Here is a 22,688-nt window from a genome sequence, read left to right on the forward strand (position 1 = left end):
ATATGCAATACATCAAGATCCATTCGCTGGATAACGTTGCGGTAGCACTGGCGGATCTCGCCGAAGGGACGGAAGTCGTTGTCGACAACCAGACCGTTCGGCTGCGCCAGGCAGTGGTGCGCGGGCATAAGTTTGCTCTGCAACCCATTGCCGAAGGTGAAAATGTTGTCAAGTATGGTCTGCCAATTGGTCATGCGACATCAGATATCGCGCCGGGCGAGCACATTCATTCCCATAACGCGCGTACCAATCTGAGCGATCTGGACGAGTATAGCTATCAACCTGATTTTCAGGATGAAGGCGCACAGGCGGTGGATCGGGACATTCAGATCTACCGTCGCGCAAAGGGTGAAGTCGGGATCCGCAACGAACTGTGGATCCTGCCGACCGTGGGCTGTGTTAACGGCATCGCCCGCCAGATCCAGAACCGTTTCCTGAAAGAGACCCAGGATGCCGAAGGTATCGACGGCGTTTACCTGTTCAGCCACACCTATGGTTGTTCCCAGTTGGGCGACGACCACATCAACACCCGCACCATGCTGCAAAACATGGTGCGTCACCCTAACGCCGGAGCGGTGCTGGTAATTGGTCTGGGTTGTGAAAACAACCAGGTCGATGCCTTCCGCGAGACACTGGGTGAGTTCGACCCGGAACGCGTTCACTTTATGATTTGCCAACACCAGGACGACGAAGTGGAAGCCGGGCTTGAACATTTGCATGAGCTCTATCAGGCGATGCGTAACGACAAACGCGAGCCGGGTAAACTGAGCGAGCTGAAATTCGGTCTGGAATGCGGCGGCTCAGATGGCCTGTCCGGTATTACCGCGAACCCGATGCTCGGTCGTTTCTCCGATTATGTGATCGGTAACGGCGGTACTACCGTGCTGACCGAAGTGCCGGAAATGTTCGGTGCTGAGCGTATTCTGATGAGCCATTGCCGCGACGAAAGCACCTTTGAGAAGACCGTCACCATGGTGAACGACTTCAAACAGTACTTTATCGCTCATAATCAGCCGATTTATGAGAACCCATCGCCGGGTAACAAAGCAGGCGGTATCACCACGCTGGAAGAGAAGTCCCTCGGCTGTACACAGAAAGCAGGGGCCAGCCAGGTCGTGGATGTGCTGCGTTACGGCGAGCGTTTGAAAACTCACGGCCTGAATCTGCTGAGCGCTCCGGGTAACGATGCCGTTGCCACCAGTGCACTGGCAGGTGCTGGTTGCCATATGGTGCTGTTCAGTACCGGTCGCGGTACGCCGTACGGTGGTTTTGTGCCAACGGTAAAAATCGCCACCAACAGCGAACTGGCCGGGAAGAAAAAACACTGGATCGACTTCGATGCAGGTCAACTGATTCACGGCAAAGCGATGCCGCAACTGCTGAACGAGTTTGTTGATGTGATTGTCGATATCGCTAACGGTAAGCAAACCTGTAACGAGAAGAACGATTTCCGCGAGTTAGCCATTTTCAAAAGCGGCGTTACGCTCTGATTGGCCTTTATCTTTCGCGCCCGGGGTCGCCGTTGTAGCCCTGGCGCGAAATATTTTGGTAAATACGTTAGCGCTGGCATGTTGTAACATCTTCTCTTTTGGACCTGACAAGGATTTTTCATGACCACGTATTGGCTTGCCCAGGGCGTTGGTGTCATTGCCTTTCTGATTGGTATTACAACTTTCATCAATCGTGATGAGCGCCGCTTCAAAAAGCAGCTCTCGCTCTACAGCGCCATCATCGGCGTGCACTTTTTTCTCATGGGCGCATTTCCCGCCGGATCGAGCGCCATGCTCAACGCAATACGAACGCTGATCACGCTGCGCACCCGCAATGTGTGGGTGATGGTGCTGTTCATTGTGCTGACCGGCGGGTTGGGGCTGGCAAAATTCCACAATCCGATCGAGTTGTTGCCGGTGGCGGGAACGATCGTCAGTACCTGGGCGCTGTTCCGCTTTAAAGGTTTACCGATGCGCTGTGTCATCTGGTGTTCGACCGGATGCTGGGTGATCCACAACTTCTGGCTCGGATCGATTGGCGGTACGCTGATCGAAGGCAGTTTTCTGGTGATGAACGGCCTGAACATTATTCGTTTCTGGCGTATGCAGCGACGCGGTATCGATCCGTTTAAAATCGAAACCGCGGTGCATAAAGAGCCTGCCGCCCGCTGACGGCAGGTTTGCTATTCCTGCGCTTTTTTCTTGTCGTTCTGGTAGTTAACCCAGGCGTTGATCAGCAGCGTCAGCGCCAGGATCCCGCCGACCACCCCCAGCGAAATGGCGATAGGGATATGGAAGAAATCCACGATCAGCATCTTGATACCAATAAACACCAGGATCACCGACAGCCCGTACTTAAGCATTGAGAAGCGCTCCGCGACGCCCGCCAGCAGGAAGTACATGGCGCGCAGACCCAGAATCGCGAACAGGTTTGAGGTCAGTACGATAAAGGGATCGGTGGTCACCGCAAAGATCGCCGGAATGCTGTCGACGGCAAAAATCACATCGCTCAGTTCCACCAGAATCAGCACCAGCAACAGCGGCGTGGCGAACAGCAGGCCATTTTTACGCACAAAGAAGTGCTCGCTTTCGATGCGATCCGTCATGCGCAAATGCCCGCGCAGCCAGCGCACCAGCGGCTTATCGCCGATCCCGGTTTCATCTTCTTTCGCCAGCGCCATCTTCACGCCGGTAAACAGCAGGAAAGCGCCAAACACATACAGCAACCATGAGAATTGCGAGATCAGCCAGCTACCGGCGAAGATCATGATGGTACGCAGCACAATCGCGCCGAGTACGCCGTAAACTAGTACCCGACGCTGGAGCGCCGCCGGAACCGCAAAGTAGCTGAACAGCATCAGCCAGACAAAGACGTTATCCACCGCCAGCGCTTTTTCAATCAGGTAACCGGTGAGAAACGCCAGCGCCTGCGTATCTGCCACTGCGCGCCCTTCGGTTTGCGTCAGATACCACCAGAACGCGGCATTGAAGAGTAACGAGAGGCTAACCCAGACGATCGACCATACGGCCGCTTGCTTCATGGACATGGTGTGCGCGCCGCGTCGTCCCTGAAGCAAGAGGTCGATGGCCAGCATAATCACGACCACGACAGCGAACCCGCCCCATAACATCGGTGTGCCGACTGTATTCATAATGAATTCCTTACCTAAAACAAAAAACGGCTAACGTCGAAAGACGTCAGCCGCTTGCTTTAGATGCAGGGAGTCTCGCCTTCCGGCAAGGTCTCACTTACGTCTGCGAAGACGCCCGGCGACCGGATGCAATAACGCATCGTAATGACGATCCACCGGCAATGAAGTTACTCCCCTTTGCGAGTAACAAAATATGTCAGTCTATTCGTGCCGTCAATGATTCGGCTTGCCTGGTTTACGAACCTTTACGCAGTGAGTTCGACGCCAACGTCATCTGCCGGGAATTTCACGCCGGTCTGACGGCGGATTTCCGTTTGCAGTTTGGCCGTGGTACGGCTGATAGCCAGCCCCGGATGGTTGATCTCATTCTCTTCCACCAGCCGCGCAAAGGTCTCCGCTTCATAGAGCATGGTGTTGATATGCTGCGGCTGCGTCAGCTCCTGCGCTTTACTGCCGCGCGGCACGAACGACACTTTCTGGCATTCGGAGATCTTTTCCACCACCAGCGAACCGGCTTCACCCTGGATCTCGCTTGGCAAAACGGAGTCGCTCACTTTCGAGTGTTGCAGCGTAACGCTGAAATCGCCGTAATCCATCACCACCACGCCGTGCGCATCAACGCCGCTGTCGAGCAGGCTGGCGGTGGCCTGTACGCTGTGCGGCTCGCCCCACAGCGCTACCGCAGATGCCAGGCAGTAGAAGCCGATATCCATAATCGAACCGTTAGAGAACGCCGGATTAAAGGTATTCGGGTTTTCGCCATCCAGATAACGCTGGTAGCGCGAAGAGTACTGGCAGTAGTTGATAAAGGCTTTTCGCACTTTGCCCACTTTCGTCAGCGACTGTTTCAGCAGGATGAAGTTCGGCAGGCTGGCGGTTTTGAAGGCTTCAAACAGCACCACCTGATTTTCCCGCGCACAGGCAATCGCCGCTTCGACTTCCTGTAAGTTCGAGGCCAGCGGTTTTTCACAGATCACATGCTTTTTGTGGCTCAGAAACAGCCGGGTCTGCGGGAAATGCAGAGAGTTCGGGCTGGCAATATACACCGCATCAATGGCATCGCTTTTCGCCATCTCTTCCAGAGAGGTAAACAGATGTTCTACCGGGTAGTCGTTGGCGAACGTTTGCGCCTGTTCAAGGCTGCGGGAAAAAACGGCGGTGAGTTTATATTTGCCCGTCTCATGGGCGGCGTCGACAAACTGGCGGGTGATCCAGTTTGTACCTATGACAGCGAAACGTATCATAAGGGCGCAATTTCTCCGTAAAGGGGGTATTTGTGCACTCTACCACGTCATAATGACAAAACCAGTGCACTGCTACGCAGAAGCACAAATGGCCTCAACCGGGGAAGAGACGCAGCGCAGCAATACGCGAAAGCGCGGTTTCGAGCGCCTCATCGCTGGCCGTCAGGCTGATACGAATAAACTGCTCGCCTCCTTTACCAAAGCCTGAACCCGGCGCAACCAGCACATGCGCCTCGTTGAGCAGTAAAGCGGAAAACGTAGCGGCGTTAAAGCCCGCAGGTACGGGCAGCCAGAGAAAAAACGTGCCTTGCCTTGCGTGTACCGGCCATGACATCGCGGCCAGCATTTCCAGCACCCATTTGCGTCGCTGATGGTAAACCGCCACCAGTTGCTGCGTACGCTGTGGCGGCAGCGCTAACGCCGCGATTGCCGCATCCTGTACCGCACCAAAAACGGTGCTGTAGCTGTGGGTATGCAGCTTTTTAAACGCCTGAATGACAGATGCATTGCCGACGGCAAAACCAAAGCGCCAGCCTGCCATGCTGAAGGTTTTCGACAGCGTATAGGTCTCTACACCCCACGCTTTAGCGCCGGGCATCGCCAGCAGGCTTAATGGCGCTTCTTCCGCGTGGCTGCCAATCGCCGCATAGGCAAAATCATGCACCACCGGAATATGGTATTCGCGGGCGAAATCGAGCGCCGCCGAGAACAACGCTGGCGTGGCCAGCGCGCCGGTGGGGTTGTGCGGATAATTGAGCATCAACAAACCGGCATGACGGGCGACATCGGCGGGCACGCGGCTGAAGTCCGGTAAAAAGTCATCGGCTTCCTCCAGCGGGATGCCATAAAAGCGAGCCTGTGCCTGTAGCGCGGCTGAGCGATAAATGGGGTAACAAGGATCGGTGGAGATCAGGTATTGCCCGGGCTTGAGCAGCGCGCGCGGCAGACCGCTGACGCCGATATGTGATCCCTGAAAAACTGCCACTTCCCGCCCCGGATCCAGTTCGACGCCATAACGTTGCTGGTAAAAATCGGCAATCGCCTGGCGCACCTGTGTCTTGCCCCAGAACGAGGGATAACCGTGGTTCTGCTCGTCGGCAACGGCGTGTTGCAGGCGGGCAATGATTTCCGGCGGTGTGGGTTGCCCAGGGCTGCCGCTGGAGAGATCCACGAGCGGCAACGCGGCGGTATCAATGGTTGCCGCCACCTTTTCCAGCGCGCTAAACAGGTTCTCTTCCAGCGCATCGATCAACGGTGAAGGGGAAAAATCAGGCATAGTTTGCTCAACATAGTATCCATTATTCCCTATGGCATAACAGCAAATGGCGGATTCGCTAAAGAATAAAAGCGGCAATGTTTTTTTATTTTTTGAATATTCTGTGGGCAATTATCGTTATGACAAAAAAGCAAAATAAAAATATATCGCCTGTGATTTAATCAGATCGAAATTTACTCTGATGGGGACATTATTAATGAGCAGGCCAGTCATATTGGGTGTTATCTTTGCATTATTAGCCACTTCCTCTTCGCTGGCGCTGGCGGCGGATGCACAAACCAAACTCATCCGCGTGGGTTTTAACCCTGGGCCTTATAAAGAACAGTTTGAAAAAGGTGTTGTCCCTTTCCTGCAGGCCAAAGGCTACACCGTCGAATTTAAAGATTTTAGCGACGGTATTCAGGTGAATGATGCGGTGGCGCGCGGGAATATTGAAGCCAATATCATGCAGCATCCGGTGTATCTAAAATCGGTGAATGAACGGTTAGGCATCGATAATATCGGCATTGTGCAGGTGCCAACGCCGCCGATGGGCCTCTATTCCGCGAAGATAAAACAACTGGTGAAACCCGAAGCGGGCACCACGGTATCGGTACCGAATCAGCCCTCGAACGAGTATCGCGCCGCGCTGGTGCTGCAAAGCCTGGGCTGGATAAAGATCGATCCAAAGAGCGATCCGGCAACCTTCTCCCAGCGCAATATCAGCGAAAACCCGTATAAAATCGTGTTGAAAGAGATGGATAACGCCCAGCAGGTTCGCGCCCTGCCGGATGTGGATTATGGATTAATTCAGGGGAATTTTGCGGTCTCCAGCGGAATGAAACTGGCTTCGGCATTAAAACTGGAAGATCCCACCAGCAACTTTATTAATGTGGTGACCATCGCGGGCAAAAATAAAGATGCGCAGTTTGCCAAAGATATTATTGCTGGCTATCACTCGGCCGAATTTAAAAATTATATTCACGGACAATCGCAATATAGCGGCTATCTGTTGCCTGATTACTTTAAATAAATAATCCGATGATTGAGTTTCGTAACGTCAGTAAAACCTTTGCGCGTAACGGCCACCAAATCCAGGCGCTGGATAACATTACGCTGAAAATTGAAAAGGGCGATATTTTCGGGATTATTGGTTACAGCGGTGCAGGGAAAAGTACCTTGCTACGTTTAATCAATCGTCTTGAATCGCCAGGGAAAGGCGATGTCGTGCTGAATGGCGAATCGTTGCAGGGCGTAACCGGAAAGCGCTTGCAGGCGATCAAAAAAAACATCGGCATGATCTTTCAGAATTTTAATTTGCTGAATGCGAAAACCGTTTTCCATAACGTGGCCATCCCGTTGATTCTGCAAGGCAAAGATAAAGCTTTTATTCAGGCGCGTGTTACGGAACTGCTTGATTTCGTCAGCCTTGGCGACAAGGCGCACAGCTATCCGGACGAGTTATCCGGCGGGCAGAAACAGCGCGTTGGCATCGCCCGTGCGCTGGCAACCAACCCTTCAGTGCTGCTGTGCGACGAAGCGACCTCGGCGCTGGATCCGCACACCACCGTGCAGATCCTGCTGCTACTGAAAGAGATCAATCAGCGCTATGGCATCACTATCGTGTTGATTACCCATGAAATGTCAGTGGTGCAAAAGATTTGCAACAAAGTGGCGGTGATGGAGCGGGGCCGGGTCGTGGAGCACGGCGAGGTGTTTACGTTGTTTGCTGAACCCCGTCACGCCGTAACCGCCAGCTTTGTGCAGTCGGTGATCCATGACCGGCTTCCGGCGCGCGTTGATGCATTACTTCAGGCGCACGGGCGCGGGTTGCGGCTGGAGTTTGTCGGCAGCACCGCGCAACAGCCGATCATCAACCGCATCATTAAAAGTTATACGATTGAAATCAATATCCTTTTTGCCAGCATGTCAGAAGTCCAGAACCGCATTATCGGTTTTATGATTGTGCAAATTCAGGGAGATGACGCGGCGATAACGAGCGCGATTGCCGATCTTCACGAGGCGGGGGTAAAAATCAGCGATGTTTGAGTTATTTGATACTGCCGTAACCGGCGACCAGTTTGTGCTGGCGCTGCATGACACGCTGGTGATGGTGTGCGTGTCGTTAGGGTTTGGCTCCCTGCTCGGCATTCCGCTGGGAATTGTACTGGTGATTTGCCGACCCGGCGGCATTGTGCCTAATCGCGTGGTTCATCAGGTGCTAAACCCGGTGATCAACGTCGTGCGCTCGCTGCCTTTTATCATTTTGCTGATCACCATTCTGCCTTTCACCCGTTTGCTGGTTGGCACCACCATCGGTACTGCCGGGGCGATTGTGCCGCTGATTGTCTTTATCGCCCCGTATATTTCGCGGCTGGTGGAGAGCTCACTGCTGGATATTGATGACGGCATTCTGGAAGCGGCGGATGCGATGGGCGCTTCTCCGTTGCAAACGATCTGGCACTTTATGCTGCCGGAAGCCGCCTCTTCGCTGGTCCTCGCATTAACGACCGCCACCATTGGCCTGCTGGGCGCCACCGCGATGGCCGGAACGGTCGGCGGCGGCGGTATCGGCGATCTCGCCATTACTTACGGTTACCAGCGTTTTGATGCGTTTGCCACGCTGGTGACCGCCCTTGTTCTGATTGTCATTGTGCAGTTAATCCAGACCCTCGGCACCCGCCTGGCGCGCCGTCTGCGCCGCGAGTCGTCGCGGTAACCCTGAGGAGAAAATCATGCCTGTTGTTGAAAGCTTTACGCTCGACCACACCAAAGTAAAAGCCCCTTACGTTCGCGTTGCTGGTGTTGAACGTCACGCGCTGGGCAGCGTGGTGCAAAAGTTTGATTTGCGTTTGCTGCAACCGAATACCGACGCCATTCCCACGGCGGCGCTGCACACGCTGGAGCATCTGCTGGCCTTTGGCCTGCGCGAGGAGCTGGACCGCATTATCGATATTTCGCCGATGGGCTGCCGCACCGGTTTCTACCTGATCCTGTGGGATGAGCACAAACCTGCCGATGTGGCTGCCGCTCTGACGCGCGTCCTGCGCCGCGTACTTGACGCGACCGATGTTCCGGCTGTGACGCCGCTGGCCTGTGGCAACTATCGCGACCATTCGCTTTTCTCGGCGCGGGAGTACGCAAAACAGGTGCTTGACGCCGGGATCAGCGATGACCCGTTCCGGCGTAACTAACCATGATTGCCCTCGACTTTAGCGGGCAAACCGCCGTGGTGAGCGGTGGGTTACAGGGGATCGGCAAAGCGATTGCCGATCTGCTGCATCATGGCGGCGCGAATGTTGTTGTCGGCGATATCGCTGCGACAGCCGCACAATTGCATTCACGCTATCTGCTGCAACCCTGCGATGTGGCTTCGCGTCCGCAGGCGGAGGCCTTGATCGACGCTGCGATGAGTACGTTTGGCGGGGTGGATATTCTGGTCAATAGTTGCGGCGTTTCGGCGATGAGTCCGGTAGATGCAATGCGCGACAGCGACTGGCAGCGGCTGCTGGACATCAATGTTAAGGGGCTGAGTTACCTGTCAGAAGCGGCGATCCGCGTGATGAAACCGCAATCCGCCGGGCGCATCATCAATATTGCGTCGCAGGCCGGGAAAAACGGTTACCGGTTGATGGGGCAATATGTCGCCACCAAGCATGCGGTGCTGGGGCTGACGCGGGTGATGGCTATCGAACTGGCGCGGCATAACATTCTGGTGAACGCCGTTTGCCCCGGTATTGTTGAGACCGAAATGAAGTGGCGCGAACGCCGCGAAGGTGCGGTTTTGCGCGGTTTAACGGCGGAAGATATCTACGCAGAAGATTGTTCGCAAGTGCTGCTCGGGCGCACGGCGCAGCCGCTGGATGTCGCCAACGTGGTCGCCTTTCTCGCCAGTCCTTTAGCCTCGTATATGACCGGGCAGGCCATCAATGTCACCGGTGGCATGACCATGCATTAAAAGCCGGGTTCCGCGTCCTTGCGGAACCCGCCAGGGATTATTGAACGGCGGCGAACGCCTGCGCCACGCGGGCGATATTGTGGTGGTTCAGCCCCGCCATGCAAACCCGGCCGCTGGCGATCAGATAGACGCCAAATATTTCACGCAGTTTTTCCACCTGCTCAGGGCTAAAACCGGTGTAACTGAACATGCCGCGCTGGTTTAGCAGGAAGCTGAAATCCTGCTGCGGTAACGCGGTTTTCAGCGCCGCCACCAGCGCGTGACGCATCTCGCTGATACGGGTACGCATCGCTTCCACTTCAGCACGCCAGAGTACATTCAGTTGCGGGTCGTTAAGCACCAGCGAAACCACCTGTGCGCCGAAATTAGGCGGGCTTGAGTAGTTGCGACGCACCGTGGCTTTAAGCTGCCCAAGCACGCGGGCGGCGGCGTCCGCATCTTCACACACTACTGACAATCCGCCGACGCGCTCGCCATAGAGTGAGAAGATTTTCGAGAACGAGTTGCTGACCAGCGCAGGCAAACCGGCGCTGGCAATGGCGCGAATGGCATAGGCATCGTCATCCAGCCCGGCGCCAAAGCCTTGATAGGCGATGTCGAGGAACGGGATCAGTTCGCGGGCAATCAGCACTTCAATGACCTGATCCCACTGGTTACGCGTCAGATCCGCCCCGGTTGGGTTATGGCAGCAAGGATGCAACAGCACGATACTGCGCGGCGGCAGCGTTTTCAGCGTGGCGAGCAGAGCTGCGAAATCGACGCCGCGGCTGGCGTTATCAAAGTAGGGATAGCTATGCACCGTGAACCCGGCACCGGCGAAAATCGCGATATGGTTTTCCCAGGTCGGATCGCTGACCCAGACTTCGGAATCCGGGAAGTAGCTTTTCAGAAAGTCCGCACCCACTTTCAGCGCTCCGGAACCGCCCAGCGTCTGGATGGCTGCGATACGCCCGGCACGCAGCGCCGGATGTAACTCACCGAACAGCAGCGTTTGCACTGCACTGCGGTAAGGCGCAAAACCTTCCATCGGCAGATAGAGGCTGGCGCTTTGCGGCTGGCTTTGCAGGCGCTCTTCCGCCTGCTGTACGGCCTTGAGGCGCGGAATGATCGCCTGCTCATTGTAATAAAGACCGATACTGAGATTGACCTTGTCGCTACGGTTATCCTGATGGAACGCTTCCATCAGAGAGAGGATCGGATCGCCCGCATAGGCATCAACATTCTGGAACACGTTACAACTCCTGGGGTTGGTCAGAGGTTCAATCCATTACACCGCGTAGCGTCCGGGGCGGTGGTTCATGGCGATAATCAAATTGAGGATGGTTGCGCCGACAACCGACACCACCAGCATCGGCCAATTCACCACAAACAGCGAAGCGGTGACGATGCAGGCATCCACCACCATCTGGAATTTCCCGGCGCGGATGCCACTCTTTTCCTGAAGCCAGAGCGCCAGAATATTCATGCCGCCGAGGCTGGCTTTATGGCGGAACAGCACCACAAAACCAATACCCATCATGATGTTGCCAAACAGCGTGGCGTAGAACGGATTGAGCTGATCGATATGAATAAAGCGGCCATGCAGATCGGAAAAGAGCGATACCATCGCCACCGCGCAGAAGGTCTTCAACGTAAACTGCGCGCCCATGCGGCGCACGGAAAGCCAGTAAAACGGCAGGTTAATCAGGAAGAACGCCACGCCAAACGAAACATGGGTGGTGTAGTGGATCAAAAACGCCAGCCCTGCCGTCCCGCCGGTCAGCGCGCCGGACTGACGAAACAGCACGACGCCAAAAGAGATCATCAGCGTACCAAACAGCAGCGCCAGCGCATCTTCCAGCCAGCTATGGGCGAGTTTATTTGGGGTAAGGACGTTATCCATAAGTGTGCACAATTATTTCAGTGATAAAGATAAGTATCACCTGCAATAAATACACCAGATGGCAGGGTTGCGAAGCGCTAATGGCGAATAAACCGACGACACACTCGCTAACATCTTGAAATGTCGGAAAAGAGAATTTTGCACGTTACGTGCGTATATGGCGTTACTTTCGGGTGATGTGTGCGCATTAGCTATGATTTATGCGTGAAAATATCGCCGCGTCGCACCAAAAAAAGGCGTTATGCCCCATTTTAGGGCAATGCGCTGCTGCCTGGCATCAGCAAACCGTTCTCTTTCAGGCGATTCAGCACCACCGAGGTTTTCAGATGCGCGACGCTTTTATTTTGCGCGAGGATACCGCTAATTAAGTGGTTTAACCCCGGCAGATCGGCAACCGCCACTTTGAGTAAATAATCCGCGTCACCGGTCGTTTTATAGGCGTCAATGATTGCATCCACGCCGCTGACCATCTGATGAAAGCTCGCCACGCACTCCGGCGTATGGTTCAGCAGACGCACCTCGATCAGGCCCAGCATCTCCTGGCCTGCGGCATCCGGCGCGAGTCTTGCGTGATAACCGAGAATCAACTGTGCCTGTTCCAGCGCAATACGGCGGCGGGAACACTGCGAGGCGGAGAGGCCAATCAGCTCGCTCAGCTCCTGGTTGGTTAAACGGCCGTTGGACTGTAGCAGCGTCAGGATCTTCAGATCGAAGTCATCAATGTTGTACATAGGTCTGCCTGGCGGACAAAAAAGAGTGGCTAACAGACTACCAGTTTTTTGCCCGGTGCAAAGGCGGGATTATTTCAGCGCCAGGTGCGTCAGCCACAGGCGGGTATCAAACTCAAGCTGGTGGTATTGCGGCTCCATATGGCAGCAGAGTTGATAGAACGCTTTGTTGTGATCTTTCTCTTTCAGATGCGCCAGCTCATGCACCACAATCATCCGCAGGAACGCTTCCGGCGCTTCGCGAAACACTGTCGCTACGCGGATTTCCGCTTTCGCCTTTAGTTTGCCGCCCTGCACGCGCGAGACTGCCGTATGCAGGCCGAGCGCATTATTCAGCACATGAATTTTGCTGTCATACATCACTTTATTGACCGGCGCGGCGTTACGCAGATACTGGTTTTTCATCTCCTGCGTGTACTGATACAGCGCTTTATCGGTGGTGATGTCATGGCTGAGCGGATAGCGTTTTTGCAGCACCTCGCCCAGCCGGTTCTGTTCAATAAGCGTGGTTACCTGCGCCAGCAGGGATTCAGGATAGCCCTGAAGGTAGGTAAGCGTGTTCATGGCGAAATGTGTTTACATCTCCGGATAATTAAGCGATAAAACGCGCGAATTTTAGCACTTCGGAGGGGCGATGAGCCAGGTTGAGTTAAACGGACAATCATTTACTTTAGACCGCTTTCCTGTCGGCGTGGAAGAGGCGTCATTACAGGCGTGGGACGCGGCGGACGAATATCTGCTGCAACAGGTGAATGAGGTCGAAGGCCCGGTTCTGATCTTTAACGACAGCTTCGGTGCGCTGGCCTGCGCGCTGGCGGAGCATCACCCGGTCTGCATTAATGATTCGTACATTGCCGAATTAGCGACGCAGCATAATCTGCGTATCAATGCGATGGATGAAAACGCCGTCACGCTGCAAGACAGCCTTAGCCCGCTGCCTGCCAACCCGGCGCTGGTGCTGATCAAAGTCCCGAAACAACTGGCGCTGCTGGAGCAACAATTGTTCGCGCTGCGCGATGTGGTGACGCCGAATACGCGGATTATCGCCGGGGCGAAAGCGCGCGATATTCACAATTCGACGCTGGCGCTGTTCGAGAAAATTCTTGGCCCAACGACGACCACGCTGGCATGGAAAAAGGCGCGTTTGATCAACTGCACTTTTACTGCGCCTGCGCTCGCCAGTGGGTTGCAGCTCGCCAGCTGGAAGCTGGATGGCACCGACTGGACTATCCATAATCATGCCAATGTCTTTTCACGCAGCGGGCTGGATATCGGCGCGCGCTTCTTCCTGCAACATCTGCCGGAAGGGATAGAAGGCGAGATGGTGGATCTCGGCTGCGGCAACGGGGTGATTGGCCTGCAACTGCTGGCGCAAAACCCTGGCCGCGTGCTGTTTGCCGATGAGTCGGCAATGGCTGTGGCATCCGCGCGGCTGAATGTGGAAAGCAATCTCCCGGAAGCGAGCGCGCGCAGCGACTTTATGATCAACAACTCGCTCGCCGGGATTGAGCCGGATCGTTTTGATGCGGTGCTGTGCAACCCGCCGTTTCATCAACAAAGCGCCATCACCGATCATATTGCCTGGCAGATGTTTAATGATGCGCGCTTTTGCCTGAAATATGGCGGCGAGCTGCGGATTGTCGGCAACCGCCACCTGGATTACTTCCGCAAGCTGAAGCGCGTATTTGGTAACTGCGAAACGATCGCGACGAACAACAAATTCGTGATCCTTAAAGCAGTGAAAGTGCGTAAGAAGCGCTAACGGTTGAATGAACCGCATGCCTGATGGCGCTTCGCTTATCAGGCATGCGATGTTTGCCGCGGTTCCAGGCCGGGTAAGGCGAAGCCGCCAATTAAATCTCCAGCGCCAGCGTGGTGCCCTGGGCAATCGCCCGGCGAGCGTCCAGCTCCAGCGCCACATCGCAGCCGCCAATCAGATGCACTATTTTGCCCGCCTCACGCAGCGGTTCCGCCAGCTCGCGCTTTGGCTCCTGACCGGCGCAGATCACGATATTATCCACCGCCAACAGTTGCGGTTCGCCACCAACCAACAGGTGCAGCCCGGCATCATCGATCTTCTGATAACTGACCGACGGGATCATTTTCACCCCGCGTGACAGCAGCGTAGCGCGATGGATCCAGCCGGTCGTTTTACCCAGATTTTCTCCCGGCTTACCGGCTTTACGTTGCAGCATCACAATGCGCCGCGGGCTTTTCGCCAGTTGCGGCCCTTCCGGGCGCAACCCGCCGACTTCCTTCAGGCTGGTGTCGATCCCCCATTCCACGCAAAACTCGGCAATGTTCTGGCTGGTCGGTTCGCCAGGCTGGCTTAAATACATTGCGGTATCAAAACCGATCCCGCCACAGCCGATGATCGCCACACTTTCGCCTACCGGGGCTTTGTCGCGCAGCACGTCGAGGTAGCTCAGCACCTTAGGATGATCGATGCCTGCGATCGGCGGAATGCGCGGTTCAATACCGCAGGCGAGGATCACCTCATCGAAAAGCATCAGCATCGAAGGATCGACGCGCTGGTTCAGGCACAGCGCCACGCCTGTCAGTTCAAGCATGCGCCGGTAGTAGCGCAGGGTTTCGTAAAACTCCTCTTTGCCGGGGATCTGTTTGGCAACGTTAAACTGCCCGCCGATCTCCGCCTGGGCGTCAAACAGCGTCACGCTGTGCCCGCGTGCCGCGGCATTCACGGCAAACGCCAGCCCGGCGGGACCAGCGCCGACAACGGCAAGGTTTTTCTTGCGTAATGCCGGAAGTACCGGCATTTGCGTTTCATGGCAGGCGCGCGGGTTGACCAGGCAGGAGGTTACCTTGCCGACGAAGATCTGATCGAGGCACGCCTGGTTGCACCCGATACAGGTGTTGATCTCATCTGCGCGACCACTTTGCGCTTTAGAAAGTAGCTCGGCATCGGCAAGGAACGGACGCGCCATCGACACCATATCAGCATCGCCGTTACTCAGGATCGTTTCGGCAACCTGCGGATCGTTGATGCGGTTAGTGGTGACCAGTGGAATGCCCACTTTCCCTTTCAGTTTGCGCGTCACCCAGCTAAAGGCTCCGCGCGGAACCGGCGTGGCGATCGTCGGGATCCGCGCTTCATGCCAGCCGATGCCGGTATTAATGAGGTTCGCGCCTGCCGCTTCGACTGCCTGCGCCAGCGTGATGGTCTGTTCCAGCGTGCCGCCGCCTTCGACCAGATCCAGCATCGACAGACGGTAAATAATAATAAACTCGCGGCCGACCCGTTCACGCATCTTGCGCACCACGTCCAGCGCAAAACGGCGGCGGCGGGCTTCATCGCCTCCCCATTCATCTTCCCGCTGGTTGGTGCGGGCGGCGAGGAATTCATTAATCAGATAGCCTTCGGAGCCCATAATTTCCACGCCATCATAACCGGCCTGCTGCGCCAGTTGCGCGCAATGGGCGAAGTCATCGATCAGCGCGAGGATCTCGTCGTGGCTCAGGGCATGCGGCGTAAAGCGGTTAATCGGCGCCTGTAACGCCGAGGGCGCCACCAGATGCGGCTGATAGCTGTAACGGCCGGTATGCAGAATTTGTAGCGCGATTTTGCCGCCTTCCTGATGCACGGCATCGGTGATCAGCCGATGATGTGGAAGCTGGCTGGCATCCTGCAACACAGCACCGCCCTCCATCGTCACGCCGGAGAGCGCAGGCGCGACTCCGCCCGTCACAATCAGCGCTACGCCGTGGCGTGCGCGTTCCGCGTAGAAGGCCGCCAGCCGTTCAGCGCCGTCCGGGCGCTCCTCCAGACCGGTGTGCATCGATCCCATCAGCACACGGTTTTTCAATGTGGTAAAGCCCAGATCGAGTGGGGCGAATAACGATGGGTAATGGCTCATGCGCGCTTCCAGTGTAAAATTATTGTTATGTGGTCGGATGAGTTCTACTTTAGCCGTCGCCGTCAAAAAGGGAAAAGCGGGAGGTAATGATTGTGATGGGATTCAAAATAGTGACCCCGCTTCCCGCAGGGAAGGGGGCCAGGTGAGAAGGGACGTCAGGCTTTTTCCGCAAGGCCGGGCGCGCGCCACATTGATGTCGTCAGCCCGCTATCGACCAGACCCAGCTGATCGGCATAGATTTTTTGCCACTTCAGCATCATGTTGTCGTACAGCTCTCGATGCGCCGGGTTTGGCATGTAGGTCTGGCTCCAGCGCACCAGCCGCTCGCCGGTTGCCGCCATGTCGTCATACAGCCCGGCACCGAAACCGGCCGCAATTGCGCAGCCCAGCGCAGTGGCCTCTTTCACTTCCGGCACGCGTACCGGCAGGCCGGTAACGTCACTTAAAATCTGGCTCCACAGCGCCCCTTTTGCGCCGCCGCCAGCGAACACCAGGCTGTCGAATTGCACGCCGGAGAAGCGTGAGATCTGCGCCAGGTTACAGGCCGAGACGATGGCGGCATTCTCTTCCAGCGCGCGAAACAGCGTGGCTTTATTGCATTTTTCCGCATCGATGGAGAGGTTAATAAACGACGGCGCAGCGTGATACCACTGCTTAAAATGCATAGCGTCGGAGAAGATTGGCATCACGCCCCACGAACCGGCGGGTACCCGGCTGGCCATCTCTTCCAGCAGGTGATACGCATCGGTGCCGAGACGTTCGGCGATCAGCTTCTCTTCCGCGCAGAACGCGTCGCGGAACCAGCGCATGGTCAGCCCGGTAAAAAAGCTGATGGATTCCGCCTGCGCCATGCCGGGGATCACATGCGGATTCACGCGGATATTCATCTCCGGATCGGTACGCACCTGCGGCAGATTAACCACCTGCTGCCAGAATGTGCCACCGAGCACCGCAGTTTGCCCGGCGCGAACCACGCCAAGCCCGAGGCAGCCAAGCTGCACATCTCCGCCGCCCATGATCACGGGCGTTCCTTCGCGCAGCCCGCACTCTTGTGCCGCCTGCTGCGTCACTTCGCCGAGCAGGCTGCCGGTCTCTTTCACCGGCGACAGAAGATCCGCGCGCAGCCCGGCCATATCCAGCAGCTCTGGTCGCCAGTCGCGGGTGAAGAGATCCAGCATGCCGGTGGTTCCGGCGTTGGAAGGATCGACCGCCAGCCAGCCGGAGAGGCGTGACGCCAGCCAGTCGCTGATCATGGTCATGGTCGCGGTATCGCGGTAGATATCGGGACGATGGTGCGCCAGCCACAGCAGGCGCGGCATGGCGCTGAGCGCCAGCGTCTGCCCGGAGACGCTGTAGACTTCGGATTCAAACTGCCAGTCGTGGATCTCTTTGAGCTCAGCCACTTCGTGGCTGGCGCGGGAATCGACATTGGCGCAGGCCCAGATGGCATCACCGTTGCGATCGTAGAGCACAATGCCTTCACGCATTGAGCAGCAGGCGATGGACTGAATATCGGCACCACTCAGGCCCGCGCTGTCCAGCGCCTTGCGGATGCACTGGCAGGCGAGTTGCCAGTTGCTGTCGAGATCGAACTCCATTGATCCCGGCACGTTTTCGATGCTCAGGTGTTTCCATTCGGCCTGGCCGGCGGCGATTTGCCGCCCGGATAAGTCGAAGATCACTGCGCGAATGCTGCCGGTTCCTGCATCCAGTGCCATCAGGTAACTCATGGGTTTGGCCCCCTCGACCAGCGTTATAGATAAAACTGTGATCCTCGTATGGTCGAAAATATAGTTCAGCGCCTACGCTTTTGAACAATCTTCAATCACAAAATCAATAGTTCAATCACAGCTTTGCGCGGGAGGAGAGATGGCGGACCTGGACGATCACAAAGAGGGGAAGGATTTTGGCGTTGGCATACCGCAACAGAATGTGCCCTTTACTCTGAAAGGTTGCGGCGCGCTGGACTGGGGCATGCAGTCGCGACTGGCAAGGATCTTTAACCCGAAGAGCAATCGCACGGTAATGCTGGCCTTCGATCACGGATACTTTCAGGGGCCAACCACCGGGCTTGAACGTATCGATCTCTCCCTTGCGCCGCTGTTTGGTGAAACGGATGTGCTGATGTGTACGCGGGGGATCTTACGCAGCGTGGTGCCTCCGGCCACTAACAAACCCGTGGTGCTGCGCGCCTCCGGCGGGAATTCGATGCTGACGGAGCTTTCCCATGAATGCGTCGCGGTGGCGATGGAAGATGCGCTGCGCCTGAATGTATCGGCCGTAGCGGCACAGGTGTATATCGGCAGCGAATATGAACATCAGTCAATCGGCAACGTTATCAAGCTTGTCGATGCGGGGAGCCGCTATGGTATTCCGGTGCTTGCGGTGACCGGCGTTGGTAAAGAGATGACGCGCGATGCCCGTTATTTCTCGCTTGCCAGCCGTATCGCCGCTGAAATGGGCGCGCAGTTTGTGAAAACCTATTTTGTGGAGCAGGGGTTTGAAAAAGTCACCGCCAGTTGCCCGGTGCCGATTGTGATTGCTGGCGGCAAGAAATTGCCGGAGCAGGAGGCGCTGGAGATGTGTTTCCGCGCCATCGATCAGGGCGCATCCGGCGTGGATATGGGGCGCAACATCTTCCAGTCCAGCGCGCCGCTCGCCATGCTGAAAGCGGTGAAAAAAGTGGTTCACGACAATATGAGCGCCCATGAGGCTTATCAGTTCTGGCTGGAAGAAAAACAAGGAGAGCAACCATGAATGTGACGCTGGTGGAAATCAATATTAAACCCGATTGCGTGGAGGATTTTTTGCACGTGTTTCGCGCCAATCATGAAGGCGCAATCCGCGAGCCGGGCAATCTGCGTTTTGATGTGTTGCAGGATCCCAAAGTGAAGACCCGCTTTTTTATTTACGAGGCCTATCAGGATGATGCGGCTGTTGAGGCGCATAAGAAGACACCGCATTATCTGGCGTGCGTGGAGAAGCTGGAGGCGCTGATGTCCGAGCCGCGCAAAAAACGCAGTTTCATTGGTTTGCTGCCGGAATAGCATCAAAAAAATGCCGGAGAGCACCGTTGCCTCACCGGCATTCATGATTTGCAGGCCCGGTAAGCGCGGACGCTACCGGGCACCGGATTACTCAGCGTTTACCGCCACCCGCAGCGCTGCCAGCGCATTGCTTGCCGCTTTCAGCACCTGCTCACACTGCTCAATGGTCAGTGTCAGCGGCGGTTCGATGCGAATGGTTTTCGCGTTGTTGAGCGTTCCGGCAACCAGCACGCGCTGGCGGAACATTTCGCTGGCGAAGTTGTAACCTGTTTCGTTATCGACAAATTCGATAGCCATCAGCATGCCACGACCCCGCGCGGTGTGTACCAAATCCGGGTACGCGCGCGCCAGCGCCAGGAAGCCATCCAGCAACATATCGCCTTTCTGCTCCGCCTGCGCCGGGAGGTTCTCCTCCAGCAACACATTGATGGTCGCCAGCGCCGCTGCACAGGCCAGAGGGTTACCGCCAAAGGTGGTGGTATGCAGGAACGGGTTATCAAACAACACAGAGAAAACCTCTTCCGTGGCGATCGTCGCGCCAATCGGCATCACGCCGCCGCCCAGTGCTTTGGCGAGGCACAGAATGTCCGGCTGCACGTTTTCATGTTCACAGGCGAACATTTTACCGGTGCGGCCCATGCCGGTTTGCACTTCGTCGAGGATCAACAGTGCGCCAAACTCGTCGCACAGCTTGCGAACTGCAGGCAGATAACCGACCGGCGGCAGGATCACGCCGCCTTCACCCTGAATAGGTTCCAGGATCACCGCCGCCACATCGTCGCCGGTTTTACGGCATTCGCTAAGCAGGGTACGCATTGCCTCGATATCGCCGAACGGCACGTGGCGAAAGCCCGGCAGCAGCGGCATAAAGGGTTTGCGGAAGGTGGATTTTGCGGTCGCGGACAGCGCGCCTAATGATTTGCCATGAAACGCGCCGCTGGTCGCGACAAAGGTGAATTTGCCGCGCGGCGACTGGTACGCCTTGGCGAGTTTCAGGGCGGCTTCGACGGATTCCGTCCCGCTATTACTAAAGAAGCTGTATTTCAGTTTGCCTGGCGCAAGGGCCGCCAGCGTTTTTGCCAGCATCGCCCGCAGTGGGTCGAGCAGTTCCTGACTATGAAGAGGTTGTTTGGCGAGTTGATTCTGTACGGCGGAAACCACAACTGGATTACGGTGCCCCACATTAAATATTCCAAAACCACCCAGGCAATCTAAAAACTCCTGTCCCTGGGTGTCGACAAGCGTATTAAGACTGCTCGCTTGCCACTCTACGGCTCCGTAATCCCCGCCGGCGGTAACAGATTTGCGGTACTCCAAAAACCCCGGATTGACATGCTCTTTAAAGTAATCCACTACCTCTCGGTTTAATGCTTTCATCTCCTCATGATCAAGCGTTCGCTTCTCAATGAGATTCAGGGCGTGAGCGCTGCACGCTAATGCCGATGCGCTGGAAGGTAACCTGTTCAAAATGGCCTCCGGGGGCTGGCGTATCACATGATACCGATTTAAGTATTGCAGGGATTGCGCCACATCGGCGTGGGCAGGTGAAATCGGGATAAACACCAGGGGAAAACGCGAGCGTACAAAATTTAATCATGCCGCTACGTTAATATTTTGTATCTTTTGTGATTAAAAGTTGTACGTATTTAGCCGGGTTATCGCGGCGTTGCGCCAATATGGTGCGCTTAATGCGCGATGATGGAGCAATTATGTTAAGGCCATTTAGTGGTAACATAGTGAAACTATTAAAATCAGAGAGTTAACGAACCCATAAAAACCAGGGTTTTATTGCGAATTGCGATCTAAATCAAATTTAACATCTAAAGATAAATTCATTATCGCCGAAATAACATTCGCACCAATTTTTAACAGCAATATAACCCGCACAGGACGCAACCATGTCTTCTCCTCCTTATGTCAGCCAGCAGCGTTTTATGCTGGATGCTGATACAACTCTGATGTCAACGACTGACCAGCAAAGCTACATTACTCACGCGAACGATGCTTTTATCCATGCCAGCGGTTACACCCTGGGCGAACTGCTCGACCAGCCCCATAACGTGGTGCGGCATCCTGATATGCCCAAAGCGGCATTTGCCGATATGTGGTACACCCTCAAACAGGGCGAGCCGTGGAGCGGTGTGGTGAAAAACCGCCGCAAGAATGGCGATCACTACTGGGTGCGCGCTAACGCCATACCGATGGTGCGCAACGGTAAGACTATCGGCTATATGTCGATTCGTACCCAGGCGACCGATGAGGAGATTGCCGCGGTTGAACCGTTGTACAAGGCCCTGAATGAAGGGCGCTGTAATAAACGGGTGCATAAAGGGTTGGTGATCAGCAAAGGCTGGTGGGGGAAACTCGCTTCCTTATCGCTGCGCTGGCGTACGCGCAGCGTGGTGTCGCTGCTGTGGCTTGCGCAGATGGCCGGGCTGTGGCTGAGTGGCGCAGGCGGGATGGCGCTGGCGATCGGTACGCTGGCGATGCTGGTGGGCTGTATGGCTGTTGAATGGCAGATTGTCCGTCCGGCGGAGAATGTTGCCCGGCAGGCGCTCAGCGTGGCTACCGGCGAGAGCAACAGCATACAGCCGCTGAACCGTAGTGATGAACTCGGGCTGACGTTACGCGCCATCGGCCAGCTTGGGCTGATGTGCCGCTGGTTGATCAATGATGTTTCTGGCCAGGTTAACAGCGTGCTTAACGGCAGCGAGACGCTGGCGAAAGGCAATGATGATTTGAATGAACGCACCCGCCAAACCGTGGTGAATGTGCAGCAGACAGTGGCGACCATGAGCCAGATGGCGGCATCACTGCAAACTAACTCGGAAACTGCTTCGGCAGCCGATCAGCTCTCCAGTTCCGCCAGCAGCGCAGCAACCCACGGCGGTAAAGCGATGGAGACGGTGGTGAAAACCATGGATGAGATTGCCGACAGCACGCAACGTATCGGCTCCATTACGACGCTGATTAACGACATTGCTTTCCAGACCAATATCCTCGCACTGAACGCGGCGGTGGAAGCGGCGCGGGCCGGGGAGCAGGGTAAAGGCTTTGCTGTGGTGGCGGGTGAAGTTCGCCATCTCGCCAGCCGCAGCGCCAGCGCGGCAAACGACATCCGTAAGCTTATCGATGCCAGCGCCAGCAAAGTGCAGTCGGGTTACGATCAGGTGCATGCCGCTGGCCGTACGATGGAAGATATTGTCAGCCAGGTACAGAACGTGACGTCGCTGATTGGGCAGATTAGCCGCTCCACTTCCGAACAGGTTGACGGGCTTTCCGATCTGACGCGTGCGGTCGCTGAGCTGGATGCAATCACCCAGAAGAATGCCGGTTTAGTAGAAGAAAGTGCTACCGTCTCGGCGATGGTGAAACATCGCGCAGGCCGCCTGCAGGACGCTGTATCCGTTTTGCATTAATGTTTTGTTGCCCTATTAAAAACCGCCATGTAATGCCGTGGCGGTTTTTTTATCTCTCCAGAGTAAATATCTATACGCATATGTAATTATATTTTTTGTTTTTTGTTAAAATATTATTAATTTATTGTTGTTGATATG

The 22,688-nt window shown here is 55.8% G+C and carries 21 protein-coding genes; 11 read left to right on the top strand and 10 right to left on the bottom strand.

Annotation, left to right across the window (positions count from 1 at the left end; translation table 11 throughout):
* Positions 1–2 precede the first annotated feature (2 nt).
* Together Y71_RS03015 and Y71_RS03020 are read left to right on the top strand one after the other, a co-directional pair.
* On the top strand, positions 3–1,490 hold the full coding sequence (locus Y71_RS03015) for a UxaA family hydrolase (protein WP_007369982.1): 1,488 nt from the start codon (positions 3–5) through the stop codon (positions 1,488–1,490).
* Positions 1,491–1,610: 120 nt separating this feature from the next.
* Positions 1,611–2,162, top strand: a complete 552-nt coding sequence (locus Y71_RS03020; protein ID WP_007369983.1) for a YgjV family protein — start codon at positions 1,611–1,613, stop codon at positions 2,160–2,162.
* An 11-nt stretch (positions 2,163–2,173) separates the two neighbouring features.
* Here the strand turns inward: Y71_RS03020 and Y71_RS03025 are convergent, their stop codons facing one another.
* The 3 genes from Y71_RS03025 to Y71_RS03035 form a co-directional block, all read right to left on the bottom strand.
* Entirely contained in the window at positions 2,174–3,142 is a 969-nt protein-coding gene (locus tag Y71_RS03025; protein WP_007369984.1) for a TerC family protein, read from the bottom strand.
* A 245-nt stretch (positions 3,143–3,387) separates the two neighbouring features.
* On the bottom strand, positions 3,388–4,386 hold the full coding sequence (locus Y71_RS03030) for a Gfo/Idh/MocA family protein (protein ID WP_007369985.1): 999 nt from the start codon (positions 4,384–4,386) through the stop codon (positions 3,388–3,390).
* A gap of 94 nt (positions 4,387–4,480) precedes the next feature.
* On the bottom strand, positions 4,481–5,662 hold the full coding sequence (locus Y71_RS03035; protein WP_007369986.1) for an aminotransferase class I/II-fold pyridoxal phosphate-dependent enzyme: 1,182 nt from the start codon (positions 5,660–5,662) through the stop codon (positions 4,481–4,483).
* Between the two features lie 196 nt (positions 5,663–5,858).
* Between Y71_RS03035 and Y71_RS03040 the strand changes: the two genes are divergently transcribed.
* Genes Y71_RS03040 through Y71_RS03060 form a run of 5 tightly spaced genes read left to right on the top strand, consistent with a single transcriptional unit; the run spans position 5,859 to position 9,599 of the window.
* Entirely contained in the window at positions 5,859–6,674 is an 816-nt protein-coding gene (locus Y71_RS03040) for a MetQ/NlpA family ABC transporter substrate-binding protein (protein WP_035887889.1), read from the top strand.
* A gap of 8 nt (positions 6,675–6,682) precedes the next feature.
* Positions 6,683–7,690 carry a methionine ABC transporter ATP-binding protein gene (locus tag Y71_RS03045; RefSeq protein WP_007369989.1) on the top strand — a complete coding sequence of 336 codons (1,008 nt, stop codon included), beginning with the start codon at positions 6,683–6,685 and terminating at the stop codon, positions 7,688–7,690.
* A complete protein-coding gene (locus Y71_RS03050; protein WP_007369990.1) occupies positions 7,683–8,360 on the top strand; it encodes a methionine ABC transporter permease in 678 nt (225 codons plus the stop codon). The genes Y71_RS03045 and Y71_RS03050 overlap by 8 nt, the downstream gene beginning before the upstream one ends.
* A gap of 16 nt (positions 8,361–8,376) precedes the next feature.
* Complete coding sequence (locus Y71_RS03055; protein ID WP_007369991.1) at positions 8,377–8,835, top strand: S-ribosylhomocysteine lyase; 459 nt, start codon at positions 8,377–8,379, stop codon at positions 8,833–8,835.
* Positions 8,836–8,837: 2 nt separating this feature from the next.
* On the top strand, positions 8,838–9,599 hold the full coding sequence (locus Y71_RS03060) for an SDR family NAD(P)-dependent oxidoreductase (protein ID WP_007369992.1): 762 nt from the start codon (positions 8,838–8,840) through the stop codon (positions 9,597–9,599).
* A gap of 37 nt (positions 9,600–9,636) precedes the next feature.
* Here Y71_RS03060 and Y71_RS03065 read toward each other — a convergent pair whose 3' ends face one another.
* From Y71_RS03065 to Y71_RS03080, 4 genes are all read right to left on the bottom strand, one after another.
* The gene (locus Y71_RS03065) at positions 9,637–10,830 is read right to left on the bottom strand and encodes an amino acid aminotransferase (RefSeq protein ID WP_007369993.1); all 1,194 of its coding nucleotides are present in this window, start codon (positions 10,828–10,830) and stop codon (positions 9,637–9,639) included.
* A gap of 36 nt (positions 10,831–10,866) precedes the next feature.
* Entirely contained in the window at positions 10,867–11,481 is a 615-nt protein-coding gene (locus tag Y71_RS03070; protein ID WP_007369994.1) for a YitT family protein, read from the bottom strand.
* Positions 11,482–11,732: 251 nt separating this feature from the next.
* Positions 11,733–12,212: an Lrp/AsnC family transcriptional regulator gene (locus Y71_RS03075; protein ID WP_007369995.1), complete on the bottom strand. Its 480-nt coding sequence runs from the start codon at positions 12,210–12,212 to the stop codon at positions 11,733–11,735.
* Positions 12,213–12,281: 69 nt separating this feature from the next.
* Entirely contained in the window at positions 12,282–12,773 is a 492-nt protein-coding gene (locus tag Y71_RS03080) for a M48 metallopeptidase family protein (RefSeq protein ID WP_007369996.1), read from the bottom strand.
* A gap of 70 nt (positions 12,774–12,843) precedes the next feature.
* On the opposite strand from Y71_RS03080, the gene rlmG reads away from it, so the two are divergent.
* Positions 12,844–13,971 carry a 23S rRNA (guanine(1835)-N(2))-methyltransferase RlmG gene (rlmG, locus tag Y71_RS03085; RefSeq protein WP_007369997.1) on the top strand — a complete coding sequence of 376 codons (1,128 nt, stop codon included), beginning with the start codon at positions 12,844–12,846 and terminating at the stop codon, positions 13,969–13,971.
* Between the two features lie 91 nt (positions 13,972–14,062).
* Here the strand turns inward: rlmG and Y71_RS03090 are convergent, their stop codons facing one another.
* Positions 14,063–16,084, bottom strand: coding sequence for an NADPH-dependent 2,4-dienoyl-CoA reductase (locus tag Y71_RS03090; protein WP_007369998.1), 2,022 nt, complete (start codon positions 16,082–16,084; stop codon positions 14,063–14,065).
* A gap of 155 nt (positions 16,085–16,239) precedes the next feature.
* On the bottom strand, positions 16,240–17,814 hold the full coding sequence (lsrK, locus tag Y71_RS03095) for an autoinducer-2 kinase (RefSeq protein ID WP_035887873.1): 1,575 nt from the start codon (positions 17,812–17,814) through the stop codon (positions 16,240–16,242).
* A gap of 139 nt (positions 17,815–17,953) precedes the next feature.
* Between lsrK and lsrF the strand changes: the two genes are divergently transcribed.
* Both lsrF and lsrG read left to right on the top strand, forming a co-directional pair.
* Positions 17,954–18,841, top strand: a complete 888-nt coding sequence (gene lsrF, locus Y71_RS03100) for a 3-hydroxy-5-phosphonooxypentane-2,4-dione thiolase (protein ID WP_007370001.1) — start codon at positions 17,954–17,956, stop codon at positions 18,839–18,841.
* A complete protein-coding gene (lsrG, locus tag Y71_RS03105; protein WP_007370002.1) occupies positions 18,838–19,131 on the top strand; it encodes a (4S)-4-hydroxy-5-phosphonooxypentane-2,3-dione isomerase in 294 nt (97 codons plus the stop codon). The genes lsrF and lsrG overlap by 4 nt, the downstream gene beginning before the upstream one ends.
* An 87-nt stretch (positions 19,132–19,218) precedes the next feature.
* Here the strand turns inward: lsrG and ygjG are convergent, their stop codons facing one another.
* Positions 19,219–20,598 carry a putrescine aminotransferase gene (gene ygjG / locus Y71_RS03110; protein ID WP_172745712.1) on the bottom strand — a complete coding sequence of 460 codons (1,380 nt, stop codon included), beginning with the start codon at positions 20,596–20,598 and terminating at the stop codon, positions 19,219–19,221.
* Positions 20,599–21,029: 431 nt separating this feature from the next.
* Here ygjG and Y71_RS03115 point away from each other — a divergent pair, with 431 nt between their 5' ends.
* A complete protein-coding gene (locus tag Y71_RS03115) occupies positions 21,030–22,550 on the top strand; it encodes a methyl-accepting chemotaxis protein (RefSeq protein WP_071921575.1) in 1,521 nt (506 codons plus the stop codon).
* The last annotated feature ends 138 nt before the right edge of the window (positions 22,551–22,688 follow it).

The organism is Kosakonia radicincitans DSM 16656, assembly GCF_000280495.2.
Lineage (GTDB): Bacteria > Pseudomonadota > Gammaproteobacteria > Enterobacterales > Enterobacteriaceae > Kosakonia > Kosakonia radicincitans.

Bases quoted from the DNA above. Each gene is read 5' to 3' on its own strand.
- Y71_RS03020 (WP_007369983.1), top strand. From the start codon at position 1,611: ATGACCACGTATTGGCTTGCCCAGGGCGTTGGTGTCATTGCCTTTCTG.
- Y71_RS03055 (WP_007369991.1), top strand. From the start codon at position 8,377: ATGCCTGTTGTTGAAAGCTTTACGCTCGACCACACCAAAGTAAAAGCC.
- Y71_RS03015 (WP_007369982.1), top strand. From the start codon at position 3: ATGCAATACATCAAGATCCATTCGCTGGATAACGTTGCGGTAGCACTG.
- lsrF (WP_007370001.1), top strand. From the start codon at position 17,954: ATGGCGGACCTGGACGATCACAAAGAGGGGAAGGATTTTGGCGTTGGC.
- Y71_RS03025 (WP_007369984.1), bottom strand. From the start codon at position 3,142: ATGAATACAGTCGGCACACCGATGTTATGGGGCGGGTTCGCTGTCGTG.
- Y71_RS03115 (WP_071921575.1), top strand. From the start codon at position 21,030: ATGTCTTCTCCTCCTTATGTCAGCCAGCAGCGTTTTATGCTGGATGCT.
- Y71_RS03060 (WP_007369992.1), top strand. From the start codon at position 8,838: ATGATTGCCCTCGACTTTAGCGGGCAAACCGCCGTGGTGAGCGGTGGG.
- lsrG (WP_007370002.1), top strand. From the start codon at position 18,838: ATGAATGTGACGCTGGTGGAAATCAATATTAAACCCGATTGCGTGGAG.
- Y71_RS03050 (WP_007369990.1), top strand. From the start codon at position 7,683: ATGTTTGAGTTATTTGATACTGCCGTAACCGGCGACCAGTTTGTGCTG.
- Y71_RS03040 (WP_035887889.1), top strand. From the start codon at position 5,859: ATGAGCAGGCCAGTCATATTGGGTGTTATCTTTGCATTATTAGCCACT.
- Y71_RS03030 (WP_007369985.1), bottom strand. From the start codon at position 4,386: ATGATACGTTTCGCTGTCATAGGTACAAACTGGATCACCCGCCAGTTT.
- Y71_RS03070 (WP_007369994.1), bottom strand. From the start codon at position 11,481: ATGGATAACGTCCTTACCCCAAATAAACTCGCCCATAGCTGGCTGGAA.
- Y71_RS03035 (WP_007369986.1), bottom strand. From the start codon at position 5,662: ATGCCTGATTTTTCCCCTTCACCGTTGATCGATGCGCTGGAAGAGAAC.
- Y71_RS03045 (WP_007369989.1), top strand. From the start codon at position 6,683: ATGATTGAGTTTCGTAACGTCAGTAAAACCTTTGCGCGTAACGGCCAC.
- Y71_RS03075 (WP_007369995.1), bottom strand. From the start codon at position 12,212: ATGTACAACATTGATGACTTCGATCTGAAGATCCTGACGCTGCTACAG.
- Y71_RS03080 (WP_007369996.1), bottom strand. From the start codon at position 12,773: ATGAACACGCTTACCTACCTTCAGGGCTATCCTGAATCCCTGCTGGCG.
- rlmG (WP_007369997.1), top strand. From the start codon at position 12,844: ATGAGCCAGGTTGAGTTAAACGGACAATCATTTACTTTAGACCGCTTT.
- Y71_RS03090 (WP_007369998.1), bottom strand. From the start codon at position 16,084: ATGAGCCATTACCCATCGTTATTCGCCCCACTCGATCTGGGCTTTACC.
- lsrK (WP_035887873.1), bottom strand. From the start codon at position 17,814: ATGAGTTACCTGATGGCACTGGATGCAGGAACCGGCAGCATTCGCGCA.